Source organism: Candidatus Planktophila limnetica (assembly GCF_002288365.1).
In the GTDB taxonomy this organism is placed as follows: Bacteria; Actinomycetota; Actinomycetes; order Nanopelagicales; family Nanopelagicaceae; genus Planktophila; species Planktophila limnetica.
The window spans coordinates 675,563-693,748 of the sequence record NZ_CP016782.1 but is presented as its reverse complement, the minus strand read 5'-3'; the positions used below and the strand labels follow the sequence as shown (position 1 = coordinate 693,748).

The 18,186-nt window shown below is 46.2% G+C and carries 14 protein-coding genes and 3 rRNA genes; all 17 read left to right on the top strand.

The window, feature by feature from the left end:
• Nucleotides 1–21 precede the first annotated feature (21 nt).
• The 17 genes from argC to recN all read left to right on the top strand — a co-directional run bounded on the left by argC (nucleotide 22) and on the right by recN (nucleotide 18,167).
• Nucleotides 22–1,041, top strand: coding sequence for an N-acetyl-gamma-glutamyl-phosphate reductase (argC, locus tag PHILAsVB114_RS03735; RefSeq protein ID WP_095698049.1), 1,020 nt, complete (start codon nucleotides 22–24; stop codon nucleotides 1,039–1,041).
• Nucleotides 1,038–2,180, top strand: a complete 1,143-nt coding sequence (argJ, locus tag PHILAsVB114_RS03730; RefSeq protein ID WP_095698048.1) for a bifunctional glutamate N-acetyltransferase/amino-acid acetyltransferase ArgJ — start codon at nucleotides 1,038–1,040, stop codon at nucleotides 2,178–2,180. The genes argC and argJ overlap by 4 nt, the downstream gene beginning before the upstream one ends.
• On the top strand, nucleotides 2,177–2,938 hold the full coding sequence (argB, locus tag PHILAsVB114_RS03725) for an acetylglutamate kinase (protein ID WP_095698047.1): 762 nt from the start codon (nucleotides 2,177–2,179) through the stop codon (nucleotides 2,936–2,938). The genes argJ and argB overlap by 4 nt, the downstream gene beginning before the upstream one ends.
• Complete coding sequence (locus tag PHILAsVB114_RS03720) at nucleotides 2,935–4,104, top strand: acetylornithine transaminase (RefSeq protein WP_095698046.1); 1,170 nt, start codon at nucleotides 2,935–2,937, stop codon at nucleotides 4,102–4,104. Before argB ends, PHILAsVB114_RS03720 begins: the two co-directional genes overlap by 4 nt.
• A complete protein-coding gene (locus PHILAsVB114_RS03715) occupies nucleotides 4,094–4,594 on the top strand; it encodes an arginine repressor (RefSeq protein WP_095698045.1) in 501 nt (166 codons plus the stop codon). The genes PHILAsVB114_RS03720 and PHILAsVB114_RS03715 overlap by 11 nt, the downstream gene beginning before the upstream one ends.
• Nucleotides 4,595–6,022: an argininosuccinate lyase gene (gene argH / locus PHILAsVB114_RS03710; protein WP_095698044.1), complete on the top strand. Its 1,428-nt coding sequence runs from the start codon at nucleotides 4,595–4,597 to the stop codon at nucleotides 6,020–6,022.
• Nucleotides 6,019–7,284 carry a tyrosine--tRNA ligase gene (gene tyrS, locus PHILAsVB114_RS03705; protein ID WP_095698043.1) on the top strand — a complete coding sequence of 422 codons (1,266 nt, stop codon included), beginning with the start codon at nucleotides 6,019–6,021 and terminating at the stop codon, nucleotides 7,282–7,284. Before argH ends, tyrS begins: the two co-directional genes overlap by 4 nt.
• Nucleotides 7,285–7,759: 475 nt before the next feature.
• Nucleotides 7,760–9,274 (top strand): 16S ribosomal RNA (locus PHILAsVB114_RS03700).
• 318 nt (nucleotides 9,275–9,592) lie between these two features.
• A 23S ribosomal RNA gene (locus tag PHILAsVB114_RS03695) occupies nucleotides 9,593–12,687 on the top strand.
• Nucleotides 12,688–12,801: 114 nt separating this feature from the next.
• Nucleotides 12,802–12,918 (top strand): 5S ribosomal RNA (rrf, locus tag PHILAsVB114_RS03690).
• The 16S, 23S and 5S rRNA genes sit together here, the layout of an rRNA operon.
• 113 nt (nucleotides 12,919–13,031) lie before the next feature.
• Nucleotides 13,032–13,850 (top strand): hypothetical protein, encoded by an 819-nt coding sequence (locus PHILAsVB114_RS03685; protein WP_095698042.1) that lies wholly within the window; start codon nucleotides 13,032–13,034, stop codon nucleotides 13,848–13,850.
• Nucleotides 13,851–13,954: 104 nt separating this feature from the next.
• Nucleotides 13,955–14,311, top strand: a complete 357-nt coding sequence (locus tag PHILAsVB114_RS03680; protein WP_204246752.1) for a single-stranded DNA-binding protein — start codon at nucleotides 13,955–13,957, stop codon at nucleotides 14,309–14,311.
• Between the two features lie 30 nt (nucleotides 14,312–14,341).
• Entirely contained in the window at nucleotides 14,342–14,665 is a 324-nt protein-coding gene (locus tag PHILAsVB114_RS03675; protein ID WP_157906146.1) for a hypothetical protein, read from the top strand.
• Entirely contained in the window at nucleotides 14,662–14,826 is a 165-nt protein-coding gene (locus PHILAsVB114_RS06980; protein WP_204246751.1) for a hypothetical protein, read from the top strand. The genes PHILAsVB114_RS03675 and PHILAsVB114_RS06980 overlap by 4 nt, the downstream gene beginning before the upstream one ends.
• A gap of 8 nt (nucleotides 14,827–14,834) precedes the next feature.
• Nucleotides 14,835–15,623: a TlyA family RNA methyltransferase gene (locus tag PHILAsVB114_RS03670; protein ID WP_095698040.1), complete on the top strand. Its 789-nt coding sequence runs from the start codon at nucleotides 14,835–14,837 to the stop codon at nucleotides 15,621–15,623.
• Nucleotides 15,623–16,447 carry an NAD kinase gene (locus PHILAsVB114_RS03665; protein WP_095698039.1) on the top strand — a complete coding sequence of 275 codons (825 nt, stop codon included), beginning with the start codon at nucleotides 15,623–15,625 and terminating at the stop codon, nucleotides 16,445–16,447. Before PHILAsVB114_RS03670 ends, PHILAsVB114_RS03665 begins: the two co-directional genes overlap by 1 nt.
• A complete protein-coding gene (gene recN / locus PHILAsVB114_RS03660) occupies nucleotides 16,440–18,167 on the top strand; it encodes a DNA repair protein RecN (RefSeq protein WP_095698038.1) in 1,728 nt (575 codons plus the stop codon). Before PHILAsVB114_RS03665 ends, recN begins: the two co-directional genes overlap by 8 nt.
• Nucleotides 18,168–18,186 lie beyond the last annotated feature (19 nt).

Genomic DNA, 18,186 nt, shown 5'->3' with positions numbered 1-18,186 from the left:
ATTTCTGGCTAGGCTGGAATCATGAAGACAGTAGTTATCGGTGCCAGTGGTTACGCAGGGGGCGAGCTCTTGCGATTATTGGCAACTCATCCACATTTACTGGTTACTCAAGTAAGTGCCCATAGCAATGCAGGAGAACTAATTACATCTGTTCATCCGCACTTAAATACTTACCAAAACCAAAAATTCGTAGCGATCGAAGAAGTAAACTTTGATCAGGTTGATGTTGTTTTTATCGCTCTGCCACATGGTCAATCAGCCAGTGTTGTAAGAAATATTCCTAGTCATACAAAGGTTATTGATCTCGGAGCAGATTTTAGACTCAATGATTCAGCCCAATGGGATAAGTACTATGACGGAGAGCATGCTGGGGTATGGACATATGGTTTGCCTGAAATTCCAGGACAAAGAGAAAAAATTTCTAAGAGTGTGCAGGTTTCAAATCCGGGTTGCTATGCAACATCAATTATCACTGGATTGCTTCCAGCTTTAGATTTCATAGATGTTTCAGATGTCGTAGTTGTTGCGGCTTCAGGAACAACTGGAGCTGGCAGAAGTGCAAAGATTAATCTCATAGCTAGTGAAGTGATGGGCTCTTTAACATCCTATAAATTTGGGGGTATCCACCAACATACGCCTGAAGTGGAACAAGCGTTAAGCAATGCCTCAGGCAAAGATCTCAAAATTTCCTTTACTCCAATCTTGGCTCCTATACCTAGGGGAATTTTATCGACGATTACCGCACGATTGACTTCAACTATTTCAACGGAAGAAGTAAATGCGTCCTATGCAAAGTTTTATGAAGATGAATATTTCGTAGATGTTCTACCACTTGGTCAAATGCCTAAGACTGGTTCATTAACAGGTTCCAATAAAGTCCAAATCCAGGTTGCAGTTGATGAACATGTGCAACGACTGGTTATAAGTGTGGCTTTGGATAATTTAGGTAAAGGCGCAGCGAGTCAGGCCATTCAAAATGCCAATTTGATGTGTGGTTTCCATGAAGGTTCCGGTTTGTCCACGGATGGACTCGGAACGTGAAGCTGCCTCAGGGATTTGTTGCTTCAGCAACAGCTGCAGGTTTAAAGAGTTCGGGAGATAAGGATCTGACTTTAATTGTTAATGAAGGTCCTTCACAATGGGCTTCAGCAGTTTTCACTTCCAATCAAGTAGTAGCCGCTCCAGTTTTATGGAGTAAAGAAGTTATTAAAGGCTCTGTCGTTAAAGCAGTAGTTCTGAACTCCGGTGGCGCTAATGCTTGTACTGGGCCAAAAGGTTTTCAAGATACGCACGCAACAGCTGAGCACGTTGCAAAGTTACTCAATCATTCATCTTCTGAAGTTTTCATCTGTTCGACAGGGATGATCGGTGAGTTTTTGCCTATGGATAAGATTTTGAGTGGATTAGATGTGCTTTCGAAGAACTTATCTAATGATTCCGTGTTGGATTGTGCACATGCGATTATGACCACGGATTCTGTCCCAAAAATCGTTAATCTGAATGCGAATGGAGTTCAGGTCAGTGGAATTGCCAAAGGCGCTGGAATGTTGGCACCGGCTTTGGCAACGATGCTCTGTGTTATTTTAACTGACGCCCTTTTGCCGGTTGATGCTAAGGAAATTTTTGAAGAAACGGTGGATAGTACCTTTAACCGAATAGATTCTGATGGATGTACCTCCACCAATGACACCATTCTTTTCATGTCATCTGGTGCAAGTGGAGTTCAATTAACTCAGGAGCAATGCGCATCTATGCTTGAGGAAACGTGTTCATCCTTGGCAGATCAATTAATTGCCGATGCCGAAGGATCTACCAAAACCATTGAAATCAATGTTTCTAATGCTCGCTCTGAAAGCGATGCAGTTAATGTTGGAAGAGCATGCGCCAGGAACAACTTACTCAAGGCCGCAATATTTGGGGGAGATCCAAATTGGGGTCGAGTGTTGGCCGCTGTTGGAACCGCAGATGCCTTTATGGATCCTAACATTATTGATGTTTCTCTCAATGGAGTACAGGTATGTGCTTCGAGTGCTCCGGGGGCTGATAAGTCGAAAGTTTCTTTTGAGCAACGGTTGGTTGTAATCGATATAGATCTGAAAGTCGGCGTTGCATGCGCGACAATCAAAACTAATGATTTATCCCATGCTTACGTACATGAGAACTCTGCGTATTCCACATGATCATTATTAAGTTTGGTGGCCATGCGATGAATGACACACAAGGTATTTTCGCTGCTGCAATTAAATCGGTCTTATTGAAGGGCGAACAAGTAATCGTTGTTCATGGTGGCGGACCGCAGATCAATGCCGAACTAAAGAATCGCAATATTGAAAGCATTTTTGTTAATGGGTACCGCTTCACAACGGATGAAATCTTCGAAGTTGTGGATGAGGTGCTATCGAAAGTTGTAGGTCCAGAGGTTGCTAATAATTTGCTTCTTGCCGGAGTAAAAGCTCAGGCGATGTCCGGCAAGCAATCTGAAGTTATATTCGCTGAAGGCATAGATGGTTTGGGTAAAGTAGGACGCGTACTTCGAGTGGATGTTTCTAAAATTGATCAATTACTTTTCCAGAAAATTGTTCCGGTGATTGCACCGATAGCTGTTGATGTAGCAGGGGGAATCGGATTGAACATCAATGCTGACCTGGCAGCTGCCGCCATTTCAGGTGCGTATCCGAATTCAACTGTAATTATCATGACTGATGTAGCAGGGATTTATCAGAATTGGCCTGATAAGAGTTCACTTATTGAGAAAATATCAGCCCACGAACTCGCTGAACTAAAACTTACATTCGCTGATGGTATGTTGCCCAAAGTTGATGCAACTCTCGAAGCGATTGCTGCAGGAGCGAATTCAGTTCGAATAATCGATGGAACTGACGAAACTAGTTTTGCAGCGGCCCTTGATGGCAGCGGTGGAACTTTGGTGTACGCATGAAGAACAAGGATTACAGCGTTCTTTGGTCCAAGAATTTAATGAGTAATTACTCAGTGCCATCAATAACTCTCGTGAAGGCAAAAGGATGCATAGTTCAAGACGCCAACGGAGTTAAATACTTAGACATGTTGGGTGGGATCGCAACTAGCATTTTGGGTCATGCTCATCCCGCTGTTGTCGCAGCTGTAAACCGCCAGATTAAGACATTGTCACATGTGAGTAATTTTTACTCTCATCCCAATGCGATCGAATTAGCGCAGATTTTGGTTCGTTTCACCGGGAAAAAGGATTCGCGAGTTTTCTTTGCGCAATCAGGAGCGGAAGCAAATGAAGCGGCAATAAAGTTATCGAGAAAAACAGGCCGCACAAGAATTGTTGCTATGGATGGTTCTTTTCATGGCCGAACTATGGGGTCTTTATCGCTCACAGGACAGAGTGCAAAAAAGGTTGCATTCACTCCGATACTCAAAAACATTAAGCACATTCCATTCGGCGATATCAAGAAAGCCAGACGAGCCATTAATTCAAGAACTGCGATGGTTATTATCGAACCGATTATGGGAGAAGCTGGTGTGATTGTTCCGCCAGAGAACTACTTGAAGGAGATACGCGAAATTTGCACGGTTCACGGCGTTTTATTGGCAATAGATGCAGTTCAAACCGGAATAGGACGCACAGGTCAATGGTTTGGATATGAGTATTCAGGAATCACACCTGATGTAATTACTGTCGCTAAAGGTTTGGGCGCAGGTTTACCACTTGCGGCCATGATTGCAGTTGGAAAATCTTCACAATTATTTGTTCCTGGTGATCATGGTTCTACATTTGGAGGCAACCCAGTCACCACAGCAGCTTCAATTGCGGCGATCAAATGGATTGAGAAGAACAAAATATTGTCTAAGTGTAAAAACGATTTCAAATATATCTCGGTTGCCCTTCGATCAACTGCTGGTGTTGCCGAAGTGCGGGGCGCAGGTTTGCTCATCGGAATCGAATTGTCTCACCAGAATTCAGCTCAGATCGCTCAGTTACTACAAGATTCTGGAGTGTTAGTTAATGCCGCAAATCCGAGCACGATTCGCATTGCTCCGGCATTGAATATTTCTGAGAAGGAAATCGATCTGTTCATTAAAAAATTCAAGGAGGTTATGTCGAATGTCTATTAATTCACACAATGTTTCTGGGCGCAGAGCCAAGGCAATTGCATTGATTAAATCTGGTCTTATTCATTCACAGACTGATTTAGTTGTGCATCTGAAAAAAAGTGGATTTCGAGTAACTCAAGCAACGGCGAGTAGAGATCTAGAAGAAATTGGAGCGGTTCGTGGGCGAGATATAGACGGTTCTTCTGTGTATCAGATTCGCGAATCCTCAGATGACGCTCTATCGCGTGTTAACCCTGTCCCATCGAAGCTGATAATTTCCGTTGATCACAGCGCCAATCTTGCAGTGGTACATACGCCACCAGGTGCGGCGCAATTTTTAGCAAGTTCTTTAGACCACGCCAATCTCACAGGTGTAATTGGAACCCTTGCCGGTGATGACACGATTATCCTTGTGTCAAAGAAAGCCACAGGTGGAGCGCAGTTGGCCAAAGAAGTTCTCGCCTTTGCTAACGCTAAGAACACTCGCGGATCAAAAGTTGGGAGAAAATAAGTGGCACTCTGGGGTGGGCGTTTTACCGAGCAACCGACCGATGCTGTCTTTGCTCTATCGCAAAGTGTTGGATTCGATTGGCGATTAGCTCCTTATGATTTGAGATCATCTTTAGCGCATCTAGCAGTTCTTGAAAAATCTTCACTTGTTTCAAAAGAAGATTCAGCCAAAATTAGGGGAGCGCTAAAAGAACTTATTGAAGAAGTTGCTTCACAGAAATTCTTGCCCACCAAAGAAGATGAAGATGTTCATAGTGCTTTAGAACGTGGTTTAACTACCAAACTTGGTCCTTTAGGTGGATCGCTACGTGCGGGACGATCTAGAAACGATCAAGTAACGACAGACCTTCGTCTTTTCGCCATCGATCACATGCTTGCTTTGGCTAATTTGCTTACTGAATTAACTGAAGTGATTTTGAAAAAAGCGAGTGAATATATAGATGATCCGGCTCCTGGTTTTACTCACATTCAGCATGCACAACCAATTTCCTTCGGACACGAAATCGCTAAGCATGCTCACGCGTTCAGCAGAGATATTTCCCGAATCAATGATTGGTATCACAGAGCATCCGTTAGTTCCTTAGGTGCTGGGGCGTTATCAGGATCATCGTTACCACTAGATCCTGAATTTACGGCCAAGAATCTAGGATTTGAAAACACTTTTGAAAACAGTATTGATGCTGTGAGCGATCGTGATTATGTGGCAGAGGCTCTGTTTATTACTTCACTGATCGGTATTCATCTGTCTAGAATCGGTGAAGAGTGGACTCTTTTAGGATCTACCGAGTTTGCTTGGGCAAAAATTTCTGACCAATATTCAACTGGTTCCTCAATAATGCCGCAGAAGAAGAATCCAGATATGGCTGAACTAGCGCGTGGCAAAAGTGCTCGCCTCATTGGTAATTTGGTTTCGGTACTTACTATGCTCAAGGGATTGCCGTTTGCATATAACCGCGATCTGCAAGAAGACAAGGAACCTTTTTTCGATAGTTTAGATACATTGTTTCTAGTTATTCCAGCAGTATCAGGAATGATTGCAACAACGAATTTTGATCGCGAGAAGATGAAATTATCTGCGCCAACGGGTTTCTCTCTCGCAACAGAAATAGCTGATTATTTAGTTCGAAAAAATGTCCCCTTCTCACAGGCACATGAAGCTGCGGGTATGTGTGTCGCGATGTGCGAAAAACACAAAATTGAGCTTCATCAATTAAGTGACGAGCAATTTGCGTCAATTCATCCGTTATTAGATCCTTCAATTCGCGATGTATTAACTGTTGAGGGTGCTATCGCTTCACGCACAACCTCTGGCGGCACGGCTCCTTCGCAAGTGCGCAAGCAGATTGCTGCGGCTATGAAAAAAACATTGCACCAACGCACGGAAATTGCCAACAAATCCAAGGCTTTTTCCGAGATGATGAGGGCATGAATCTTTTAGAAGATCTGCGCTGGCGAGGATTAATCTCCCAATCGACCGATGAAAGCGCCTTACAAGAGGCGCTCAAGAAGCCCATCACGCTGTACATAGGCTTTGATCCAACCGCTGCCTCGCTGCACGTTGGAAATTTAGTGGTTCTTCTTGTCTTACGACGTTTTCAATTGGCAGGACATAATCCAATTGCATTAGTTGGGGGAGCCACAGGTTTAGTGGGAGATCCATCGGGTCGCAACGAAGAACGTACTTTAAATAGCAATGACACCGTTGCCGAGTGGGTCTCAAATATTCGTGAGCAAGTGTCATCATTTCTAGATTTCGATAAAGGTCCCAATAAAGCGCAAGTCGTGAATAATCTGGATTGGACTTCGCCCCTTTCGGCTATTGAATTTCTAAGAGATATTGGTAAACATTTTTCAGTTAATCAAATGCTCGCTAAGGATTCCGTCTCTTCACGACTTGAATCCGGTGGAATTTCCTACACAGAGTTTTCTTATCAAGTGCTGCAATCACTAGATTTTCTAGAGCTATACCGTCGATACCAGTGCACATTGCAATTAGGTGGCTCGGATCAATGGGGAAATATTGTTGCTGGCTTAGATCTTATTCGCAGAGTTGAAGGCGGTAGTGGTCACGCGTTAACAATTCCTTTGTTGACGAAATCTGATGGCTCCAAGTTTGGTAAGACTGCCAGCGGCAGCATTTGGTTAGAGGCTTCTATGACCTCGCCGTATGCATTTTTCCAATACTGGTTAAACACAGATGACAAAGATGTCATCAAGTTCTTAAAGGTTTTCTCCTTTAAGTCTCATCAAGAGATTTCCGAACTTGAAAAAGCTCATGATGCAAACCCTGGTATGCGCGAAGCACACCGTGCACTCGCTCGGGAACTCACTTCACTGGTTCACTCTTCTGAAATTGCCGAAAGGGTTGAAGAAGCCGCCCGAGCACTCTTTGGACAAGGTGATTTAGGTTCGTTAGATGAAGCAACATTGGCCGGAGCGCTTTCAGAATTGCCGCGAATTACGATTAAGTCAGGAGAGAGCATCCCAACGTGGGTGGATTTGCTGGCGGCTACCGGGGTTGTGGACTCAAAGTCTGCTGCCCGCAGAATTGTTAAAGAAGGTGGCGCGTATCTAAATAATGCCAAGGTGGAATCAGAAGACTTTGCACTCCAGAAATCCGACTTTTTATGCGGCAAATATGCACTTTTGCGAAAAGGCAAGCGAGATCTTGCAGCAGTTGAATTACTTTAAAATTTGTTAATAGGGCTAAAACCTACGCCGAGATGGCTTTTAGCCCTTAGGGAAAAAATGGTTGATTTAGCCGAAAATCCCAATTTGACCCTTTCTGTCCCTACCCCTATAGTTTCCCTCCTGCTGTGAAACGGACGAATTAGGCCGAACAGCTGATCCCCACACCTAGATGGCAATGGCCGGTTTGACCGGTTCTGAGCCCATGCACTAGGTTTGGCGGTCTGCCCTGAAAATAGGAAGAAATTCCTGGACGCAGTGCGCATCCGTACCTTGAGAACTCAACAGCGTGCCATAAGTCAATGCCAGAAGATGGCTTACTTAGTTATGCAAATTTCTAGTGCCATCTTCTAAATAAATACTTCAATGAAGTATGCGCCAATCACTACTTGTAGCGATTGGCAATACTCGTTGATTTCCTTTGGTAAAGACATAAATAAACGACAGTTTGTTTGGTCTGTACGCCAAGATAAAACTTTCTATGGAGAGTTTGATCCTGGCTCAGGACGAACGCTGGCGGCGTGCTTAACACATGCAAGTCGAGCGATGAAACTACTTCGGTAGTGAATTAGCGGCGAACGGGTGAGGAACACGTGAGGAATCTGCCTTCTACACTGGGATAACTCCGGGAAACCGGGGCTAATACCGGATATGAAACTTGGTGGCATCACCGAGTTTGGAAAGTTTTTCGGTAGAAGATGACCTCGCGGCCTATCAGCTTGTTGGTGAGGTAATGGCTCACCAAGGCGACGACGGGTAGCCGGCCTGAGAGGGCGACCGGCCACACTGGGACTGAGACACGGCCCAGACTCCTACGGGAGGCAGCAGTGGGGAATATTGGGCAATGGAGGAAACTCTGACCCAGCGACGCCGCGTGCGGGATGAAGGCCTTCGGGTTGTAAACCGCTTTCAGTAGGGAAGAAGCGAAAGTGACGGTACCTACAGAAGAAGCACCGGCTAACTATGTGCCAGCAGCCGCGGTAATACATAGGGTGCAAGCGTTGTCCGGAATTATTGGGCGTAAAGAGCTCGTAGGTGGTTCGTTACGTCGGATGTGAAAATCTGGGGCTCAACCCCAGACCTGCATCCGATACGGGCGAGCTAGAGTTTGGTAGGGGAGACTGGAATTCCTGGTGTAGCGGTGGAATGCGCAGATATCAGGAGGAACACCAATGGCGAAGGCAGGTCTCTGGGCCAATACTGACACTGAGGAGCGAAAGCGTGGGGAGCGAACAGGATTAGATACCCTGGTAGTCCACGCCGTAAACGGTGGGCGCTAGTTGTGGGAACCTTCCACGGTTTCTGCGACGCAGCTAACGCATTAAGCGCCCCGCCTGGGGAGTACGATCGCAAGATTAAAACTCAAAGGAATTGACGGGGCCCCGCACAAGCAGCGGAGCATGCGGCTTAATTCGACGCAACGCGAAGAACCTTACCAAGGCTTGACATATACAGGAATATGGCAGAGATGTCATAGCGGTAAAACGTCTGTATACAGGTGGTGCATGGTTGTCGTCAGCTCGTGTCGTGAGATGTTGGGTTAAGTCCCGCAACGAGCGCAACCCTCGTTCTGTGTTGCCAGCATTTAGTTGGGGACTCACAGGAGACTGCCGGGGTTAACTCGGAGGAAGGTGGGGATGACGTCAAATCATCATGCCCCTTATGTCTTGGGCTGCACGCATGCTACAATGGCTGGTACAAAGGGCTGCAATACTGCAAAGTGGAGCGAATCCCAAAAAGCCAGTCTCAGTTCGGATTGGGGTCTGCAACTCGACCCCATGAAGTCGGAGTTGCTAGTAATCGTAGATCAGCAACGCTACGGTGAATACGTTCCCGGGGCTTGTACACACCGCCCGTCACATCACGAAAGTCGGTAACACCCAAAGTCAGTGGCCCAACCGCAAGGAGGGAGCTGCCAAAGGTGGGATCGGTGATTGGGATGAAGTCGTAACAAGGTAGCCGTACCGGAAGGTGCGGCTGGATCACCTCCTTTCTAAGGAGTACAGGAATCTTTCCTGACTCATAAGTGGAGCATTGACTTAGGTTTATAGAGTTAACAACCGTTAGTACAACCGAAATTGCGTAAGCAAAATTAGGAGTGGAACGCGCGATTGCATACAAAATCAACTAGGCACGTTGTTGGGTCCTGAGGGGACGGCTAGCGCCGACTCTCTGGACTTGATAAGTAGAAGAAACCAATCGAACTTATTTCTAGGATGTATTTCTTAGTTTTATTTTCGAAAAGGTCTTCATCGCTTATCGAGTACCGCCCGTATCTTGAGAACTACACAGTGGACGCGAGCATCTTTGTGGTCAAATTATTAAGCGCACATGGTGGATGCCTTGGCATCAGAAGCCGATGAAGGACGTAGGAGGCTGCGATAAGCCTCGGGGAGCTGTCAACCGAGCTGTGATCCGAGGATTTCCGAATGGGGAAACCCAACTGGAGTCATGTCCAGTTATTTCTGTCTGAATATATAGGGCAGATAAAGGGAACGTGGGGAAGTGAAACATCTCAGTACCCACAGGAAGAGAAAACAACCGTGATTCCGTTAGTAGTGGCGAGCGAAAGCGGAAGAGGCCAAACCAATACTGTGTCAAGCCGGCAGGCGTTGCAGTATCGGTGTTGTGGGACCAATTCGAATTGACTGCCGTTAATTCAAAGAGTCAGAAACTAGTGATGTAGGTGAAGGACGTGGGAAAGTCCGGCACAGAGGGTGAGACCCCCGTAGCCGAAACATCATTAACTCTTAATTGTCATCCCAAGTAATACCGGACTCGAGGAATCCGGTATGAATCTGGCGGGACCACCCGCTAAGCCTAAATACTCTCTGATGACCGATAGCGGACTAGTACCGTGAGGGAAAGGTGAAAAGAACCCCGTAAGGGGAGTGAAATAGAATCTGAAACCGTGTGCGTACAAGCCGTAGGAGCAACCTTGTGTTGTGACTGCGTGCCTTTTGAAGAATGAGTCTACGAGTTAGTGTCATGTTGCAAGGTTAACCCGTCGAGGGGAAGCCGTAGCGAAAGCGAGTCTGAATAGGGCGACTGAGTAGCATGATCTAGACCCGAAGCGAGGTGATCTACGCATGGCCAGGTTGAAGCGCGGGTAAGACCGCGTGGAGGACCGAACCCACTAATGTTGAAAAATTAGGGGATGAGCTGTGTGTAGGGGTGAAAGGCCAATCAAACTTCGTGATAGCTGGTTCTCTCCGAAATGCATTTAGGTGCAGCGTTGCGTGTTTCTTGCCGGAGGTAGAGCTACTGGATGGTCGAGGGGGCCTACAAGCTTACCAACATCAGCCAAACTCCGAATACCGGTAAGTGAGAGCGCAGCAGTGAGACTGTGGGGGATAAGCTTCATGGTCGAGAGGGAAACAACCCAGAATAGCAACTAAGGTCCCAAAGCGTGTGCTAAGTGGAAAAGGATGTGAAGTCGCATAGACAACCAGGAGGTTGGCTTAGAAGCAGCCACCCTTAAAAGAGTGCGTAATAGCTCACTGGTCAAGTGATTTCGCGCCGACAATGTAACGGGGCTCAAGCACACCACCGAAGTTCTATCATTCACGCACTATCCCGGTCGCAAGATCCAGGAGCGTGGATGGGTAGGAGAGCGTCGTGTGGCTGGTGAAGCGGCGGAGGAATCCAGCCGTGGAAGCCACACGAGTGAGAATGTAGACATGAGTAGCGAGAGATGGGTGAGAAACCCGTCCGCCGAAAGACCAAGGGTTCCTGGGCCAGGCTAATCCGCCCAGGGTAAGTCGGGACCTAAGGCGAGGCCGTCAGGCGTAGTCGATGGACAACTGGTTGATATTCCAGTACCCGCTTTAAATCGCCCAGAACGAATCCACTAATGCTAAGACTTTGAAGTTGGTGCGGCTTTTGTCGTACTGATGGAGCGGTCGAACCGGTGTGGTAGTAGTTCAGCAATGGTGTGACACAGGAAGGCAGTCCAGCCCGGGCGATGGTTGTCCCGGGGTAAGGTCGTAGGAGGAAATGTAGGCAAATCCGCATTTCACATACTCTGAGAGCTGATGCCGAGCCGTAAGGCGAAGTGGATGATCCTATGCTGTCAAGAAAAGCATCTAGCGAGATTTAAAACGGCCCGTACCCGAAACCGACACAGGTGGTCAGGTAGAGAATACCAAGGCGATCGAGAGAATCATGGATAAGGAACTCGGCAAAATGCCCCCGTAACTTCGGGAGAAGGGGGGCCCTTTGACGTGTAGGAGTTTTCCTCCGAAGCGTTAGAAGGCCGCAGAGACCAGGCTCAAGCGACTGTTTACCAAAAACACAGGTCCGTGCGAAGTTGCAAAACGATGTATACGGACTGACGCCTGCCCGGTGCTGGAAGGTTAAGGGGACTGGTTAGCCGCAAGGCGAAGCTGAGAACTTAAGCCCCAGTAAACGGCGGTGGTAACTATAACCATCCTAAGGTAGCGAAATTCCTTGTCGGGTAAGTTCCGACCTGCACGAATGGCGTAACGACTTGAGCGCTGTCTCATCCGTGAACTCGGCGAAATTGCATTACGAGTAAAGATGCTCGTTACGCGCAGAAAGACGGAAAGACCCCGGGACCTTTACTATATCTTGATATTGGTGTCCGGAACGGTTTGTGTAGCATAGGTGGGAGACTTTGAAGCGGGCACGCCAGTGTTTGTGGAGTCATCGTTGAAATACCACTCTGATCGTTTTGAACTTCTAACCTCGGTCCGTAATCCGGATCAGGGACAGTGTCTGGTGGGTAGTTTGACTGGGGCGGTCGCCTCCTAAAAAGTAACGGAGGCGCTCAAAGGTTCCCTCAACCTGGTTGGTAATCAGGTGTCGAGTGTAAGTGCACAAGGGAGCTTAACTGTGAGACAGACATGTCGAGCAGGTGCGAAAGCAGGAACTAGTGATCCGGCGGTGGCTTGTGGAAGCGCCGTCGCTCAACGGATAAAAGGTACCCCGGGGATAACAGGCTGATCTTGCCCAAGAGTCCATATCGACGGCAAGGTTTGGCACCTCGATGTCGGCTCGTCTCATCCTGGGGCTGGAGTAGGTCCCAAGGGTTGGGCTGTTCGCCCATTAAAGAGGCACGCGAGCTGGGTTCAGAACGTCGTGAGACAGTTCGGTCCCTATCTTCTGTGCGCGCAGGAAACTTGAGAAGGCCTAACCCTAGTACGAGAGGACCGGGTTGGACGAACCTCTGGTGTGTCGGTTGTTCCGCCAGGAGCACCGCCGATTAGCTACGTTCGGAAGGGATAACCGCTGAAAGCATCTAAGCGGGAAGCTCGCTTCGAGATTAGGTTTCCCACTGGTTTACCAGGTAAGGCCCCCAGCTAGACGACTGGGTTGATAGGCCGGAAGTGGAAGAGTCGCAAGACTTGGAGCTGACCGGTACTAATAGGCCGAGGATTTAACTACAAAGTTGCTACGCGTCCACTGTGTGGTTCTCGAGATACGGTCGAGAACCACGAACAAGAAAGAAGAGAGATCTTTTTTCATTTTCGTTATATCGAACCGAAAACTCAATAGCGTTTCGGCGACCATAGCGAGAGGGAAACACCCGGTCCCATTCCGAACCCGGAAGTTAAGCCTCTCAGCGTCGATGGTACTGCAGGGGTGACCTTGTGGGAGAGTAGAACGTCGCCGGACTTCTTTTAAAAAAAGGGGCACTTTAATTAGTGCCCCTTTTTTAATTTCTAGAAGATTTTTAATGTAAGTTAAAAACTAGAGAAACATTTCTGATTACACCAAAGGAGGTTTATATGAATGATCGTGGCAAGAAATCATTTTCAGATAAGCCTTCCAGAAATTCTGCGCCCTCTACCAAACGAGCAGGTTCTTCTTCACGACCTGGTGCCCCGCGACAAGATAGCCGAGGTGCAAGACCAGCGCCTGTAGATCGCGACATGAGTCGATTGCGTCCACGAATTTTTGAACCAGATATTCCTGAGGAAGTTACTGGAGAAGAGTTAGAAAAATCTGTTCGTGCAGAGTTATTAAGTTTGTCGGCTGAAAATGCAAAAGTTGTAGCAAGACATTTAGTCTGCATAAATCTCAACATGGATTCAGATCCAGAGTTAGCACATAAGCACGGTACAGCCGCAGCTCACCATGCTGGTCGATTAGCGGTGGTCCGAGAGAGTGCTGGGTATGCCGCATATCGCGCTGGGCATTATGAAATTGCTCTTAAAGAATTGCGAGCAGCTCATCGAATCTCTGGTGATGTTTCTATGTGGCCTGTTATGGCCGATTGCGAAAGAGGCCTCGGAAAACCCTTAAAAGCAATAGCTTTGGCAGGTTCGCCAGAAGTTTCACGTTTAGAAAAGGCAGAAGAAATTGAAATGCGCATCGTGGCATCTGGTGCAAGAAGTGATTTGGGCGAATTCGATGCTGCCGTTCTCACGCTAACTTGTAAAGAATTAAAAATTGATAATGAACCATGGGCTGTTCGACTGCGCTATGCATATGCAGATGCGCTAGAAAAGGTTGGGCGAAAAGAAGAATCTACACATTGGTTTAGTCAATGTGCGGGAATAGATCATGACGAAGAGACCGATGCGATGGAGCGTTCGCAAGCTTAAATACATTATCCACAGAGTAAATCGTTGTAACTTTTTTTGTCACACTTCTAATTCATCATGGGTTTAATCTGACGAGTTCAGTTTCATGCTGATGAGGAGCGATAGTGGCAACGGTAAAAAAGAGTAAAAACCCGAAGAACAAAATCGAACACGAAGAGCCGGATTACTCGCTCAATGATGTGATGTTGCGTGGAAGAGTTTCGGCTGCAGCGCTAGAAAAAACGCTTCCAAGCGGAGATAAGGTCGTTGAGTTTCGATTGGTTGTCTCTCGCCTTGAATTATCAGGAGTGGACACATTAGATATCGGCGCGTGGAGCGCTAAAGCCCGACGCAGTGCGCTATCTCTTAAACCGGATGAATGGATCGAGATCTCAGGGTCCATTCACAGAAGATTTTGGAAAGGACCTAATGGCTTAGCCAGCCGCTGGCAGGTTGAAGCAGTCGAGATTTCACGAATTTAGGTACTCTTTAGCCTTGCTCGAAGTTCATTTATGAAAGCGGTAACAATGACTAATGATTTGTTCTCATCTTTGCGCACATACCTGAACAAGGTGAGTGAAGGAGAGCGCACCCCTGCTGAATTAGCTAATGCCCTAAATACTTGGGTTAAGCAAAGTGGTGATGTTCTAAAGACCAAAATTGATGAAGAGGTTCACAACACTGTTTCTCGAATGGGATTTATTAAGCGTGAAGAGTTTGACGAACTAAAGGCTGAATTGGAAGCGTTAAAGAAGGTTTCCACGAAGAAAGCACCTGCAAAAAAATCAACTCCTGTAAAGACGAAGGCTGCGATCCAGAAGAAAGGTAATCGATGAATCAAGAAAATGAAGATCTTGCATCTGAACCTACGATTGTAGATGCAGTTAAATCTGAACTCAGCGAAATCGATGGAACCGATGTTTCAGAGCACGCGCAACGTTACGAGGCTTTGCATACGAAGTTGCAGGAAACTTTGTCAGGTATTGACGGTTTATAACTCTTCTTATGAAAACTAGATTAGATGCTGAACTTGTGCGGCGAGAACTCGCTCGTTCACGAGAAGCCGCAGCCGATTTGATTGAATCGCGTAGCGTTTTAGTAAACGGTATTCCAGCAACAAAGCCTGCAACACAGGTTGATGCGCAGACATCTATTACTTTGCAAGGAGACCGAGATGATTTTGTTTCTAGAGGGGGACATAAGTTAGCCGGCGCACTAGATGCATTCCCGCAAATTGTTGTCGAAGGCGTGAGAGCGCTAGATGCTGGCGCTTCAACGGGGGGATTTACAGATGTGTTGCTTCGTAGAGGCGCACGAGAAGTAGTTGCCGTCGATGTTGGTTATGGACAATTAGCATGGGAGCTTCGTCAAGATCCGAGAGTGTGTATTTTAGATAGAACTAACATCCGTCACCTGACAGGCGATGTTGTTGGAGAACCAACGGGATTAGTTGTTGCTGATTTATCCTTTATTTCTCTTACTTTGGTATTACCTGCTCTTTCAGCAGTTTCAAAGTCAGATGCTGATTTCTTACTTATGGTTAAACCGCAATTCGAAGTAGGTCGCGAGAAATTAGGTGCAGGTGGTGTTGTGCGAGATCCTGTTTTGCGTAAATCTGCAGTGATGGATGTTGCAACAAGTGCCTATGACGTTGGCTTAGGCACCAACGGTGTTGTTGCTAGTCCACTTCCTGGGCCAGCCGGAAATGTTGAATACTTCCTCTGGCTTAAAAGAGGTGCAGGTGAAATTTCAGAAACAGATCTTGATAAAGCCATAGAGATTGGGCCCCAATAATGAGTAAACGTTCAATTGTGATGTTGATCAATTCATCACGCACAGAAGCTCAAGGGGCTGCGCAAGAAATCACCAAAGTACTTTCGCAAGCCGGTATTGAAGTTTTATCGTCGAAGGATGCTACTCAATCAGGTGTTGAGGTTGTTCTAGTTCTTGGCGGCGATGGCACAATTTTAAGAGGCGCTGAAATTGCGTTAGATCTCAATGTTCCTTTACTAGGTATAAATCTTGGCCATGTTGGTTTTATGGCAGAAGTAGATTCATTCACTTTTCAAGATGTAGCCAAGGCAATTGTTGAAAAAGATTACGTTCTAGATCAACGTATGCTTTTAAGTTTTCAAGTAAAACGAGATAACGCAGTGATTGAAAACGGATGGTCACTAAACGAAGTGAGTATCGAACGTAAAAGTACAACGATGCTTGAATTATTTGTGCAAATCGATCAACGACCATTATCTAGATGGGGTTGTGATGGAATCATCTGCGCTACTCCTACGGGATCTACGGCATACGCTTTCTCAGCAGGTGGTCCAGTTCTTTGGCCTGAAGTTCAAGCGTTGGTTTTGCTGCCGATCGCAGCTCACGCGTTATTCGCACGTCCTATGGTGATTGCACCAACATCAACAATAATCGTAACTATTGAGTCATCGGATGCATCGTTATCTGCCGATGCTCTGCGAAAAATGGATTTACAGAAAGATGATCAAATCTCATTAACAAAAAGTGATGCCAAAGTTACCCTGGCACACCTTAAATCAACCATCTTCACCGATCGACTCGTAGCTAAATTCAAATTGCCAATTGAAGGTTGGCGCGGTGAGTGAACGAACTTTTTTAGAAGAGATACATATAAAAAATATTGGTGTTATAACTGGCGCAGCACTTGAATTCAACAAAGGTTTGACCGTACTTACCGGTGAAACTGGCGCTGGTAAAACAATGGTCCTTACAGCGCTCAATCTTGTTTTGGGCGGCAAGTCCGAAAGTACTCTGGTCAGAAGTGGTGAAGACAGATTATCGGCTAGCGCTCTTTTTAGTATTCCTAAAACAAGAGTGAGCAATTTTGAAGATCTGGGTTTGGAAGTTGAAGATGGCACCCTAGCAATTTCTAGGAATGTAACTAAAGATGGAAAGAGCAAAGCTGTGGCAAGCGGTGTTGCTGTTAGCGCTAGCACTCTTTCAGAAGCTAGTGCGCACCTCATTGAAATACATGGACAAAGTTCGGGTTTATCCATAACTAAAGGTTCTCGTCAACGAGAGTTATTAGATAGATTTGCTGGTGAAACTTTAAGTAAAAACTTGCTTGTTTACCAAGAGAATTTGAATGAATACACAAGTATTAAATCCCGCATTAATGAACTAAAGAAGAACGCAGCGACCAGGGAAGAAGCCTTGGCATCACTTGAGTTATTTAGTAAAACCATCTCCAAGCTTTCCCCGAAAGCCAACGAGTTCAAATCTATAGATGATGAAGTATCTAAACTTTCATCCGTTGAGGAGTTGAGAGTAGCAATCACTTTTGCTCTAGCAGCGCTAGAAAATGAGGACTCTGGCGCTATTAATTCTTTAGGACAAGCCAAGAAATCATTAGATAACGTTAAAGCTAAGGATTCCCAGGTTGAGAAGTTCTCTGATGAGTTCAACGAAGCATTCTTTATCCTCGCAGATTTAATGCCAAATCTAACTTCGTACTTAGAGTCACTAGAAGCAGATCCGCAGAGGTTAGATCAGTTACAAGAGCGCAAATCTGAATTATCCGCCTTTGTAAAAAAATGGGGCGATTTACCTGACTTAGATCAATCTTTGGCAGCCCTCATTCAAAGAGGCAAGACAATAAGTGCTCAACTAGAGGATTTAAGCGGAGGCGAAGAGCGCATCGACGCTTTAGAAAAAGAGTTAAATCAGATTAAGAAAAATCTTTTAACTGAGGCCAAGGCCCTATCAAAAATTCGCAATCAAGTAGCTTTGAAATTAGCCGATCAGGTTTCAACTGAAATGCATTCTTTATCTATGCCTCAAACAAATCTTCGCATCGAAGTGGCATCACCAGATTATGAAGCAGCGCTTAAAGAGAGTGATTTCACTGCTTTCGGGTGTGATTCGGTAAGTATGTTTTTGCAAACGCATCGTGACGGACCTCTTGTCTCTCTCGCTAAGGGCGCATCAGGTGGTGAAATGTCGCGTGTAATGCTTGCTCTTGAAGTTGTAATTGCTGCTTCAAATCCAGTGGGCACATATATATTTGACGAAGTTGATGCAGGTGTCGGGGGAGCAGCTGCAATTGAAGTAGGTCGCAGATTGCATGCACTTTCAAAAAATGCACAAGTCATTGTTGTTACACACTTGCCTCAAGTAGCTGCTTGGGGTGATTCGCATTATGTAGTTGAGAAAAGTATTGATGGAACAGTTGTATCAAGTGGTGTTAATCGCGTTGAAGGCGATGATCGCGTGAGTGAGATTGCGCGAATGTTGGCCGGTCTTCAGGAATCCTCTAGCGCTAAGGAACACGCGAGCGAATTGCTCGAAATGCGATTAAGAGGATAATTTCCTCAATAGGTGATAG